The sequence below is a fragment of the Bacteroides mediterraneensis genome, from assembly GCF_900128455.1.
Lineage (GTDB): Bacteria > Bacteroidota > Bacteroidia > Bacteroidales > Bacteroidaceae > Phocaeicola > Phocaeicola mediterraneensis.
The window spans coordinates 2,951,571-2,964,115 of the sequence record NZ_LT635783.1 but is presented as its reverse complement, the minus strand read 5'-3'; the positions used below and the strand labels follow the sequence as shown (position 1 = coordinate 2,964,115).

Annotated in this window: 12 protein-coding genes; 8 read left to right on the top strand and 4 right to left on the bottom strand. The window is 46.5% G+C overall.

All coding sequences use genetic code 11. From position 1 onward, the window contains the following. Window positions 1–6: 6 nt before the first annotated feature. Entirely contained in the window at window positions 7–357 is a 351-nt protein-coding gene (gene panD / locus BQ7480_RS12670) for an aspartate 1-decarboxylase (protein WP_072544022.1), read from the top strand. 225 nt (window positions 358–582) lie between these two features. Here the strand turns inward: panD and BQ7480_RS12665 are convergent, their stop codons facing one another. Further along, entirely contained in the window at window positions 583–1,956 is a 1,374-nt protein-coding gene (locus tag BQ7480_RS12665; RefSeq protein WP_072543149.1) for a TrpB-like pyridoxal phosphate-dependent enzyme, read from the bottom strand. A 408-nt stretch (window positions 1,957–2,364) separates the two neighbouring features. Between BQ7480_RS12665 and BQ7480_RS12655 the strand changes: the two genes are divergently transcribed. After that, complete coding sequence (locus BQ7480_RS12655; RefSeq protein ID WP_072543147.1) at window positions 2,365–3,123, top strand: hypothetical protein; 759 nt, start codon at window positions 2,365–2,367, stop codon at window positions 3,121–3,123. Between the two features lie 101 nt (window positions 3,124–3,224). Here the strand turns inward: BQ7480_RS12655 and BQ7480_RS18245 are convergent, their stop codons facing one another. Beyond that, complete coding sequence (locus BQ7480_RS18245; protein WP_235816738.1) at window positions 3,225–3,350, bottom strand: helix-turn-helix transcriptional regulator; 126 nt, start codon at window positions 3,348–3,350, stop codon at window positions 3,225–3,227. A gap of 46 nt (window positions 3,351–3,396) precedes the next feature. Next, complete coding sequence (locus tag BQ7480_RS18240) at window positions 3,397–3,690, bottom strand: hypothetical protein (RefSeq protein WP_235816685.1); 294 nt, start codon at window positions 3,688–3,690, stop codon at window positions 3,397–3,399. Window positions 3,691–4,060: 370 nt separating this feature from the next. Here BQ7480_RS18240 and BQ7480_RS12645 point away from each other — a divergent pair, with 370 nt between their 5' ends. Both BQ7480_RS12645 and BQ7480_RS12640 read left to right on the top strand, forming a co-directional pair. Continuing rightward, window positions 4,061–5,890: a TrkH family potassium uptake protein gene (locus tag BQ7480_RS12645; protein ID WP_072543146.1), complete on the top strand. Its 1,830-nt coding sequence runs from the start codon at window positions 4,061–4,063 to the stop codon at window positions 5,888–5,890. A 3-nt stretch (window positions 5,891–5,893) separates the two neighbouring features. Then, entirely contained in the window at window positions 5,894–6,583 is a 690-nt protein-coding gene (locus BQ7480_RS12640) for a potassium channel family protein (RefSeq protein WP_072543145.1), read from the top strand. A gap of 6 nt (window positions 6,584–6,589) precedes the next feature. Here BQ7480_RS12640 and mltG read toward each other — a convergent pair whose 3' ends face one another. After that, window positions 6,590–7,615 (bottom strand): endolytic transglycosylase MltG, encoded by a 1,026-nt coding sequence (mltG, locus tag BQ7480_RS12635; protein ID WP_072543144.1) that lies wholly within the window; start codon window positions 7,613–7,615, stop codon window positions 6,590–6,592. Between the two features lie 161 nt (window positions 7,616–7,776). On the opposite strand from mltG, the gene BQ7480_RS12630 reads away from it, so the two are divergent. From BQ7480_RS12630 to pstC, 4 genes are all read left to right on the top strand, one after another. Next, complete coding sequence (locus BQ7480_RS12630) at window positions 7,777–9,315, top strand: alpha-N-arabinofuranosidase (protein WP_072543143.1); 1,539 nt, start codon at window positions 7,777–7,779, stop codon at window positions 9,313–9,315. 241 nt (window positions 9,316–9,556) lie between these two features. After that, window positions 9,557–10,552 (top strand): hypothetical protein, encoded by a 996-nt coding sequence (locus BQ7480_RS12625; protein WP_072543142.1) that lies wholly within the window; start codon window positions 9,557–9,559, stop codon window positions 10,550–10,552. A gap of 54 nt (window positions 10,553–10,606) precedes the next feature. After that, a complete protein-coding gene (gene pstS / locus BQ7480_RS12620) occupies window positions 10,607–11,665 on the top strand; it encodes a phosphate ABC transporter substrate-binding protein PstS (protein WP_072543141.1) in 1,059 nt (352 codons plus the stop codon). Between the two features lie 15 nt (window positions 11,666–11,680). Beyond that, window positions 11,681–12,538: a phosphate ABC transporter permease subunit PstC gene (gene pstC, locus BQ7480_RS12615; protein WP_072543140.1), complete on the top strand. Its 858-nt coding sequence runs from the start codon at window positions 11,681–11,683 to the stop codon at window positions 12,536–12,538. Window positions 12,539–12,545 lie beyond the last annotated feature (7 nt).

Below are 12,545 nucleotides of genomic sequence, written 5' to 3'. Positions count from 1 at the left end.
CGGATGATGATGATTGAAGTGTTGAAATCGAAGCTTCATTGCGTAACGGTGACAGAAGCGAACCTGAACTATATGGGCAGCATTACGATTGATGAAGATTTGATGGATGCGGCCAACCTGATTGCCGGCGAGAAAGTGCAGATTGTGGACAACAACAACGGAGAACGTTTTGAAACCTATATCATTAAAGGTGAACGTGGGTCCGGATGCATCTGCTTGAATGGAGCGGCAGCCCGCAAGGTGCAGGTGGGGGATGTGGTGATTATCATGTCGTATGCCCTGATGGACTTTGAGGAGGCTAAAACTTTCAAGCCGACCGTGGTGTTCCCGGATACGGCCACCAATCGTCTTCTGTAGGATTTATATTGAGAACAAAATAAAAGGGCGGTTCCGGAAAAGTAAAGATTCTTTTCCGGAACCGCCATTTTTTCTTCATTTTCAAGCGTTTATCTGTGTGAAAAAAACGCAGGTGCGTTTGTTATGAAACGCACTTGCGTTTTGATTAAAATGTACTTACGTTTTAAGTAAAACGTCCTTGCGTTTTTTTCCAAACGTAAGTGCGTTTTTTCAGAGGCTGACAATTTACTTCAAATCCACTTGTGGCACATCCTCCAGACTCTTTTCAATGTCTTCTTCCGTCAGAGAATAATTGGTCAGGTTGCCCGACAGATACTGGTCGTAAGCACTCATGTCAATCAGTCCGTGACCGGACAGGTTGAAGAGGATAACCTTTTCCTCGCCTGTTTTCTTGCATTTTTCAGCTTCCTGAATGGCGGCCGCAATGGCATGGCAAGATTCCGGAGCCGGAATGATACCTTCGGCACGTGCAAACAGACATCCGGCCTTGAAGGTGTCGAGCTGTTCAATGTCGACCGCTTCCATCAGATGGTCTTTCATTAGTTGGGAAACGATGACACCTGCCCCGTGGTAGCGGAGACCTCCGGCGTGAATGTTGGCCGGAGTGAAGTTATGTCCCAGGGTGAACATCGGCAACAGCGGTGTATAGCCGGCCTCGTCGCCGAAGTCATATTCAAATTTTCCGCGTGTCAGCTTCGGGCAGGAAGCCGGTTCGGCGGCAATATAACGTGTTTTCTTTCCTTCCAGGATGGTGTGGCGCATGAACGGGAAGCTGATGCCTCCAAAGTTGGAACCTCCTCCGAAGCATCCGATAATGATGTCGGGGTATTCTCCGGCCATCGCCATTTGTTTCTCTGCCTCCAATCCGATAACCGTCTGGTGCAGGGTTACATGGCTCAAAACCGATCCGAGGGTATATTTACAGTTCGGAGTGGTACGTGCCAGTTCGATGGCTTCCGAGATGGCGGTACCCAGTGAGCCCTGGTGGTTCGGATATTTGGTCAGGATATTTTTTCCGGCGCGGGTAGACATGGATGGGGAGGGAGTGACCTGTGCCCCGAAGGTCTGCATGATGCTGCGGCGGTACGGTTTCTGTTCGTAGCTGATTTTTACCTGATAAACGGCGGCTTCCAGTCCAAACACTTTGGCGGCGTATGCCAGGGCGGCTCCCCATTGTCCGGCTCCCGTTTCAGTCGTGATGTTTGTCACCCCTTCCTTTTTGCAGTAGTAGGCTTGTGCCAGTGCCGAGTTCAGCTTGTGCGAACCGATGGGGCTGACGCTTTCGTTCTTGAAATAGATGTGGGCAGGTGTTCCCAGTGCCTTTTCCAGTCCGTAGGCACGTACCAGCGGGGTACTGCGGTAGTATTTATACATCTCTCTCACCTCTTCCGGAATCTCAATCCAAGTGTCTGTCTGGTTCAGTTCCTGATGGCAGAGTTCTTTGGCGAAAATGGGATAAAGGTCTTCCGGTTTCAACGGTTCTTTGGTGGCCGGGTTCAGCGGCGGCATGGGTTTGTTGACCATGTCGGCTTGAATGTTATACCAATATTTTGGTATTTCATCTTCAGGCAAGATGAATCTTTTCTGTCTGTTACTCATAATTGCTTACTTTTTTTAAGGTTTTGCCAAAAATATGGAAATAAATGATAATAAACAACTCATTTTGCTTTTTTCTTATATGTGTTGTTTGTGTGGAGCAAATTTTGTTATGGATGGTGATATTCGATAATTCATTTTCCTTGTTGACTAGTTATGCTTCATATAGTGAAGGTATGGGTTCAATAGAGAATGTGATTATTTATGCACTATTGGTGATATTTCCTTTTTTCGTTCTTTTTTGGAAAAAGTGGGCTTTTGTAGGTATGGTAGCAGCATTCTTTTTGTCCCATATAAGGCTTTCAGCCAAATATATTGGTGGCTATTCAACTCGTCACTTTTGTGAAGGAATTCCTTTCCTTATATCTCTGTTTTTTAGATGATAAATACTAATTTTGCAAAAAAAAACTTATGAGGAAAATAATTGAAAAGATTTATTTGGTGAACAGAGCTTGGTGGGACAGTTTCACCAGTTGTTTTATAGGTACATTATTGGGTATAGGAATAACATTTTGGGTATCCGGTTATCTTGAGAAGAAAAGTAATAAAGAAATGGAACATAGGATACAGTTGCTGAGCTTGTCAAATATTAAACAATTTATAGCATCCTCTAAAACACAGAGTAAAAAATGTCTGTATATAGATTCGATATTTACCGAAGTGTTGGATTATTATCCGGACAGTATTGAATATATACCCAAAAATCTTGTAAGCGAATGCTATAATAATCTGATGAGTTACGATCTTTATGCTGCTGACGAATCCGCGGATAACATGATTAATAGTAATATTGAAGTATGGAACTCAATGGAAAATATTTCAGACATAAGCGCTATTGGTGATATATTTGCTGGTAAACGTATAATTAATTGGATGTCATCCGAAATGAACAGAATAAAAAGGCAAATATATGGGAATGTAATTCAGAATGATTTTATTTGGGGTATGGACAACCATACTGAAGCTGTTAAGGTCTTATTCTCAAATAAAGAAAATTTGAATCTTATGGTAGAATATAAAATGTATTCAAAATCGTATGAGGTTAGTATTGATTTTGCAGAAAAGCTGCTGGATCGTTTTATGAAAAATATGAATATAAGCAGCGATGATTTGAAGCTATTGGGTAATGAAAATCTTGAGGCAGATACGGCTTATCAAGAGAAGTTTTAATATGGGAGATAAGTAGGAGGAGGTTTAGAATATAAGTGGTTAAGTGTCAGTTATGTATCGAGGCCAAAGAACTGTAAAATTCTGGAAAAGATATAATTATTCTAAATCAGCCTCAGATTGGCTTTAATGTCCACGGCCTCAGTGATATTTTCTGCGTGTAGCTTCTCGAATAGTTTCTTCTTGTGAAACTTGACGGTATTGGGGGCAATAAAGAGAGTTTCTCCAATCTCCGTGTTCGATAATCCCTTGACGGAGAGCTGGAGAATCTCTTTTTCACGGTTTTTTGGATATGAAAGTTATACTCGATGGACAAGGCAAGTCTTTTTCTACCGACTGGTCATAGTAGAACCGGAATCCGGCTTCGTTGATTTCCATATGACGGCTTATCTCGTCAGACGGAACAACCTCAAAATAGAAGGCATAACCTTTCTGTTGCACTTCTTCCGGTGAATGACCGCAAAGAAAAAATGGATTGGACGATACATAAAGGAAATTCTTGCGGTTATAGTCTATGACATACAGCTGTGATTGGTGTTGCGTGCCAAAGCGTTGGCTATGGCAATACATACATCGGTTTGGGAATAATCACTGTCTGGTATCTGTATGTCTGTATTTATATATAGGGTGGAAGAAGTTGTTTACCCAAACTGGTAAGTTTATATCTACAGTAGTATAATCTGATAAATGATATGCCTGTATTCTGGGTGGATGAAAAGGCGGATAGAATCATGATTGAGTCGGCGGGATAAAAAAATCCTTTGCTTTGATTCCAACAGAGCTTTCATAGAGAACTTAACGATACCCGATGAAATTAATATCCAAGATACCTCACAGGTTTCGAAGTATTGTATAATCGGATAAGGATATTAATTCTTAGATTGGGATTATGTTATGTAGATTTTCCATACATTTGTAAATATATTCATTCACTATAGGTATGGATTATTGGGAACGACTTTTTTTATATAATAAAAAACTGCTGGTGCCTCGCATCAACCGGTTGCTCAACTGGGTTATGGGGGTGAATTTCCTGTGTGGAATGGTTTTCTTGCTCACTATCGTGTACGAATATGGCTTCCGGATTTCGGCGGGAGAACAGACGGTGGTGCATGGGGTGTATCATGCCGTTTGGATTGTTTACCTGCTGACCACCACTTTACAGATTCTGTTCCGGCAGGAAGATTCTCCGTTCAAGTTCACACCTTGGACTTGGATTCTAACCATACTGCTCTATTTCACGTTGTTGCCCGTCATTTTCAAGAAGCCGGAAGAGACTACGGGCGTATATTGGGTGTGGATTTTCTTTCACCATACTTATTATAAAGGAGCGGTGTTGCTATTGCTTTCGTTCTCGCAGCTCTCGGGCATTCTGGTCAGGTTGCTGGGCAAGCGCACCAATCCGTCGTTGATTCTGGCCGGCAGTTTCTTGGTCTTCATTCTGGTGGGAACAGGTCTGCTGATGCTGCCCCGTGCCACTTATCAGGGAATATCCTTCATCGATGCCTTGTTCACAGCTACCAGTGCCACCTGTGTGACGGGACTGGTCACCGTGGATGTGCCTTCCACCTTTACGCTGGAGGGGCAGGTACTGATTATTTTGCTGATTCAAATCGGCGGTCTGGGCGTGATGACGCTGACCAGCTTTTTCGCCATGTTCTTCATGGGAAACACTTCGCTCTACAACCAGCTGATGGTGGGCGACATGATTAGTTCCAATTCATTGAATTCCCTTTTATCTACCTTATTATATATATTAGGATTTACACTGGCTATCGAAGGGGCCGGGATGGCTGTTATCTGGTTCAGCATTCATGACACGCTGGGGATGAACTTGCGGGAAGAACTCTTTTTCTCAGCTTTTCATTCGGTTTCGGCTTTCTGTAATGCCGGTTTTTCCACCTTGCCTGGCGGGATGAGTAATCCTGCGGTTATGCAGGAACACAATCTGCTGTATGTCACCCTGGGACTTCTGATAGCTTTGGGAGGAATCGGTTTTCCGATATTGGTCAATCTCTATGAGACCGTGGCCTACTACCTGGGCTACCTGAAATGGCGGGTGTTGCATCGTGCCGGTAGGTTCCGTCAGAAAGTGCATCTGTATAACCTGAACACTAAGATTGTGCTGGTGGCCACGGGGATCCTGCTGGTGGGAGGTACGTTGGTCATAGCAGCCTTGGAATGGAACCATTCGTTTGCCGGGATGCCGGTGCTGGATAAGTGGGTACATGCTTTCTTCAATTCTTCCTGTCCGCGTACGGCGGGCTTTGCCAGTGTGAGTCTCACGTCGTTGTCTTTGCAAACCCTGCTACTCATGATTGTACTGATGGTGATAGGAGGGGGCACACAGTCTACGGCTGGCGGTGTGAAGGTGAATGTGTGTGCCGTGGTGCTGATTAACTTGTGGGCAGTGATACGCGGTGCCGAGCGGGTGTCCATTTTGCGGAGAGAACTGTCCCACGATTCCATCCGGCGTTCCAATGCGGCTATGATGCTCTATCTGTTTCTGGCTTTCGGGGCGATTTTCGCGTTGAGCCTACTGGAGCCGAAGGCCGGACTGCTGGCGGTGACCTTTGAATGTGTGTCGGCATTGAGCACTGTGGGGTCCAGCTTGAACTTGACGCCTAGTCTGGGGGATGCCAGCAAGCTGCTGGTTATCCTGTTGATGTATGTAGGACGTGTGGGAGCGTTTACCTTACTCACCGGACTGGTACGGCAAGAGAGAAAACGAAATTACAAATATCCGAGTGACAACATTATCATCAACTGACGTATGAAATATCTGATTATTGGTTTGGGCCATTATGGCAGTATGCTGGCGATGGAACTGACTGCCATGGGGCATGAAGTGGCAGGAGTGGACGGTGACAGCCTGCATGTGGACAGTGTGAAAGACCGTATGGCAGCCTCGTTTGTGCTCGATGCTACGGATGAGACTGCTCTTTCCGTGCTGCCTTTAAAAAGCGTGGATGCGGCTATTGTGGCGATAGGTGACAATTTCGGGGCCTCGGTCCGCATTGTGTCGCTGTTGAAGAAACTGAAGGTGAAACGTATCTATGCCCGGGCTGTCGATGAGGTGCATAAGGCGGTGCTGGAGGCTTTCTCCATCGACCGTATCCTGACTCCCGAGCAGGATGCCGCCCGTTTGTTGGCGCAGCAGCTGGAGCTGGATGGAGGGGCTGAGCTGTTCCAGATTGACGAAAATACGTATGTGTTCAAGTTTGTGGTACCTTCCAAACTGGTAGGTTACCACTTGAACGAACTGAATCTGGAGCAGGAGTTCGGCATCAAGCTGATTTCACTGATAAAGGGAAAACAGGTTCAGAATTTTCTGGGTATCTCCGTTTTTGAGCGCGAAGTTTCCAATGCATTTCCCGAGGACTATGCATTGCAGCAAGGCGACGGCTTGGTGTGCTACGGTTCTTATTCCCGTTTCATGCAGTTCTGGAAATCCGTCCGTTAGGTAAGCCTAACGGATGTTTCTCTTGTTCAGCGCCTGCTGGTAACGGCGTGCATTGGCTTGGTGTTCGGCAAAGGTGACGGCAAAATTGTGCGTACCCGAGAAGTCTTCCTTGGCGCACATGTATAGATAGTCATGCTGTGCATGATTCAACACGCTTTCAATTCCTTGAATGGAAGCAATGCGGATGGGGCCGGGAGGAAGTCCGGTATGCTTGTAGGTGTTGTAGGGGCTGTCTGCCTCCAAATGCTTGTGGAGGATGCGGCGCAGACCGAATTCCTGCAGGCTGAATTTCACGGTAGGGTCGGCCTGTAGCGGCATGTCGGCTTGCAGACGGTTCAGATAGAGTTCGGCCACCATGGGCATCTCTCCCCGGTTGGCGGTCTCTTCTTCCACGATGGAGGCGAGTGTGCTCACCTCCACCGGAGTCAGTCCGGCAGCCTTTGCCTTCGTTTTCCGTTCTTCATTCCAAAAACGGTTGTATTCCTTTTTCATGCGTTGGAAGAAATCTTTCGCCTGAATGTTCCAGTACACCTCGTAGGTATCCGGAATGAAGAGTGCCGGAAGCGTTTCGTAGGTGAATCCCAAAGAATCACAGAAACTGCTGTCGCACATCAGCGTGAAAATCTCCGTGGAGTCGGCCATGAGCTGGCGGTCCAGTGAATGTGCCAGGCGGGCCAGTGTGCGGACGCTGGGAATGGTTACCTTTACCGGTGTCTGGTATCCGCTGCTCAGACGGCGGAACAGGGTCAGGGTGTTGGTTTGTGCGTCAAAACGGTAAGCTCCGGTGTGAATATGCTTGTCATAAGATTTGAAGCGGGAAAGCATGCGGAAACCCGCCAGGCGTGTTCCATGCAGGTCGTGCTGTATCTTGACATAGACCGAATCGGCGGTATCGTCGCCGTCAATATAAATAAAGGTAGGCTGTGTGAGTTGAAGCGGACGGTTGAACAGCAGGCAGCAGACGCTGATGACTCCCGCCAGAAGGACGGCCGCTATGACAGACCAGAGAATAATTCGTTTCTTAGAATGCATGTGGAATAATTTTGGTGCAAAAGTAGTAAGAAAACTTCGTATCTTGCATTCTGAAGGAAAAGAATGTTCAAATTTCCTCCTGAAAGTGCGCTCTTGTACACCCTCCCAGCAGGAAAATTCTTTATTTTTGTGAACGATAAAACGACAAAAAATCAATAAATATGAAAAATGCAATTCTAGGGTTGGCTCTTTTTGCCGCGATGCCTTTGTTTGCCCAACAAAAGGCTACAGTGACTGTTCATCCGGAACAGGGAAAACAAATCATTAACAAAGAAATTTATGGTCAGTTTGCCGAACATCTGGGTACCTGTATTTATGGAGGTCTTTGGGTGGGAGAAGATTCGCCGATACCGAACATCAACGGGTATCGTAAAGACGTGTTCGAGGCATTGAAGGCCTTGAAAGTGCCGGTGCTCCGCTGGCCGGGAGGATGCTTTGCCGATGAATATCACTGGATGGACGGTATAGGTCCACGCGAAAAACGTCCGCGTATGGTCAACAACAACTGGGGAGGTACCGTGGAAGACAACAGTTTCGGTACGCACGAGTTTCTGAACCTCTGCGAAATGCTGGGATGTGAACCTTACATCAGCGGAAACGTGGGTAGCGGAAGTGTGGAAGAAATGGCCAAGTGGGTGGAATACATGACCTCTGAGCAGGGAAGCCCGATGGCAAAACTGAGAAAGGAAAACGGACGCGAAAAACCGTGGAAGGTGAAATATTTCGGCGTCGGAAATGAAAGCTGGGGATGCGGTGGCAGCATGCGTCCGGAATACTATTCCGATTTGTATCGTCGTTATTCCACTTATTGCCGCAACTACGACGGCAACCGCCTGTTCAAGATTGCCAGTGGAGCCAGCGATTACGACTACAACTGGACCGAGGTGCTGATGCAGAACATCGGGCATCGCATGGATGGTATCTCCTTACATTATTATACTGTGTTAGGATGGAATGGCAGCAAGGGTTCGGCTACCAAGTTCAATGATGAGGATTATTACTGGACAGTGGGTAAGTGCCGCGAAATTGAAGATGTGCTGAAACGCCACATTGCCATCATGGACAAATATGACCCAAAGAAACAGATTGGATTGATGGTCGATGAATGGGGAACCTGGTGGGACGAGGAGCCGGGCACCATCAGCGGTCACCTTTACCAGCAGAACACGTTGCGCGATGCGTTTGTGGCTTCCTTGAGTCTGGACATTTTCCATAAGTACACTGACCGTGTGAAGATGACCAACATCGCACAGGTGGTCAATGTGCTTCAGTCCATGATTCTGACAAAGGACGACAAGATGGTGCTCACACCGACCTATTACGTGTTCCAGATGTATAATGTACACCAGGATGCCACCTATTTGCCTTTGGATTTGCAGTGTGAACGGAAAATCGTACGCGACGACCGCATTGTGCCGATGGTCAGTGCCACGGCTTCCCGTGACAAAGCCGGAGTTATCCATGTATCTTTGTCGAACATCGACTTGAAAGAATCACAGGACATCACGCTGACCTTGGGCGATGTGAAAGCCAAATCGGTGACCGGTCGTATTCTGACTTCCGATAATATAGACGATTATAATACGTTTGAACAGCCAGATAAGGTGAAACTGGCCGACTTTAAAGGTGCCAAACTGACCAAGAACGGGTTGGAAATCGAATTGCCGGCTAAATCTATCGTAACGCTGGAAATTAAGTAACCTGATTATATCCTTTGGCTTGGTGAAGCTGAAGGAGAGTAAAACGTTGGAAATAAGCTGGATATCGTCTTCTGAATCAACTGTTTTCTTTGTGCGGTTGAGTTTCGGAAGGCGATATTCTGCTTTTGTAACACGTTTGTAATGGGGTGTTACATTTTCTTTAAGTGGATGACATCTGTTTGTAATACCAATTCAAGACCTTTGTGGTGTCAAAAAAAATAAATCTCCAAATAAGATAAAGATGAAGAAAAGAATTTTATGGTTTTTGATGGCATGTGCCTGTGTTGCGGTGCCAACTTTTGCTGAGAGTAATCCCGACAAGTCGGAACCTGCCGAGAAAAAAGGTGCGGCTATTATTACCATTTATTCTGATGTGCATTCCGGTTTCGGACATGCGAATGACGACAGGGGATTTGGATTGGACCGTGCGTATCTGGGATATCAGTATAATTTGCCTCATGGTTTGCAGATGAAGGCAGTGGTGGACTTCGGTCAGTCGCAGGATGTGGGTGATTATCATCGTATCGGTTATATCAAGAACGCGCAGATTACGTGGAAGCAGAAAGGATGGACGCTGAACGCTGGATTGATCAGTACCACACAGTTCAAGCTGCAGGAAGATTTCTGGGGCAAGCGTTATGTGATGAAGTCTTTTCAGGACGAATATAAATTCGGAAGCAGTGCCGACCTGGCATTTTCCGCAGCCTATAAGTTCAACAAGGTGGTTTCGGCCGATGTGATTGTGGCCAATGGAGAAGGTTATAAGAAAGTGCAAGTGAAAGACGGTTTGCAATATGGGGCTGGCGTGACGCTGACTCCGGTAAAAGGACTTGTGGTTCGCGCGTATGGTTCTTATAATGAGGCGGTGGAAGACGCTGAAAAAGGGATTACCAATCTGGCGGCCTTTGTAGGTTATAAAAACGATGCCTTCTCGGTGGCGGCTGAATATAACTACCAGACCAATGCCAAATATGTAGACGGTTGTGATCAGGATGGCGTGTCGGTGTATGCTTCGGCTCAGTTGAGCAAGAAAATCGGTCTTTTCGGGCGTTGGGACATGCTTTCTTCCAGGAATGACTGGAACAAGGATGCAGACGGAATGGCCGGAATGCTGGGAGCGGAGTTCAAACTAGGTAAGTATGTGAAGCTGGCTCCGAACTTCCGCCTTTGGTCGCCGAAAGCAAAGGGGGGGGAATTATCGAGCTATGTGTATCTGAACGCTTCCTTTGCCATTTAAGACGTGAGACGAGAAAAACAAATAGATTCATAACTTATATAAATGTATAACACAATGAAAAAGTTTTATTTGCCTTTAATTGCTGGAGCGATGGCTTTGTCACTCGCAGCTTGTGGTGGACAGAAATCTGCTAATGGACGTGAATCCGTGGAACTGACTGGTGCAGGAGCCACTTTCCCCTTGCCATTTTATAATATGTCATTCGAGAACTACAATGCCACTTCCGGCGACAAGGTTTCTTACGGAGGTATCGGTAGTGGCGGTGGTGTCCGTAACTTGAAGGATGGCATCGTTGACTTTGCCGGTAGTGATGCGTTCCTGAGTGATGATGAAATGAAGGAAATGCAGCCGGTGGTACACATTCCGACTTGTATGGGAGCCGTTGTGATGGCTTATAACTTGCCGGATGTAGTGAAACTGAACCTTTCGGGTGATGTGATTGCCGATATCTATGCTGGCAAGATTACCGACTGGAACGATGCCCGTTTGCAGAAACTGAATCCGGACGTGACATTGCCGGCCAAGAAAATTATTCTGGCTTACCGTTCGGACGGTAGTGGTACGACTTTCATCTTTACTGATTATCTGTCAAAGGTCAGCGAAAACTGGAAGAACACTTATGGAGCAGGAAAGACGGTCGACTTCCCGGTAGGGCAGGCTGCCAAGGGTAATCCGGGGGTGGCAGGTATTATTGCACAGACTCCTTATTCACTGGGATATATCGGTTCTGAATATGCTTTCGCACAGAAGATTGCGTATGCCAGCGTATACAACAAGCGTGGTGAACTGGTGACTCCTTCTACTGAAAGTATTTCGGCTGCGGCCGGTGACATTCCACAGGATACACGCTGCTCCATTACAGATGCCGATGCAGCCGGTGCTTATCCTATCAGTTGCTTCACCTGGCTGTTGATTTACAAGGAACAGCATTACGCAGAACGTTCTTTGGATCAGGCAAAGGCTACTCTGGAACTGATGCAGTATATGCTGAGCGACAGCGTACAGCAGACTACGGCTACCGTACACTATGCCCCGCTGCCTAAGAAGGCTGTAGAACTCAGCCTTCAGAATCTGAAAGCTGTAACTTACGATGGACAGCCGATTCTTAAATAATTAAGACGAAAGATTATGCAAGACAAAATTTTTAAAGTCTTACTTATCTTATCGGCGATTGTGATACCAGTCATTGGTGGGGGAATTATTTACTCCCTCACCGTTGACGCTTCTGGAGCTTTTGAAACATTTGGCTTCTGGAACTTCATTTTCTCGGACGACTGGGTGACCACCGCCGGCAAAGAAAGTTATGGCGCTCTTCCTTTTATTACAGGTACACTGTTGACCACGCTGCTGGCCTTACTGATGTGTATTCCTTTCTCTCTTCCTGTCGCACTGTTTACCGGTGAGTATTTCCGCGGAAAGAAAATTGCGGCCATACTGGGGACAGTGATTGATTTGCTGGCAGGCATTCCTTCTATTATCTATGGTCTGTGGGGATTCTACGTACTTCGTACGGTGTTCATGCACTTGAATCTGTCGCCGCAAGGCTCGGGCATCCTGACCGCTTCGTTTGTGCTGGCCATCATGATTGTACCCTATGCGGCTTCATTGAGTTCGGAATTCATCAAGATGGTTCCTTCCGATTTGAAGGAAGGGGCTTATGCCATGGGAGCGACACGGGCAGAAGTTATCCGGCGAGTGATTTTCCCGATGGCGGGTTCCGGTATTTTCTCTTCTTATATTTTGGCCATTGGTCGTGCATTGGGAGAAACCATGACGGTAACTATGTTGATTGGTAACACGAACCAGATGCCCGACACGTTGCGTACCACGGGAAACACCATGGCGAGTATCATTGCCAACCAGTTTGGAGAAGCAGATGGCTTGAAACTGTCTTCACTGATAGCTATCGGATTGCTGTTGTTCTTGATTACTGCCATTATCAATATCATTGGTAAGATTCTGATACGCCGTGCCCGTCATGTCTAACGCTTAA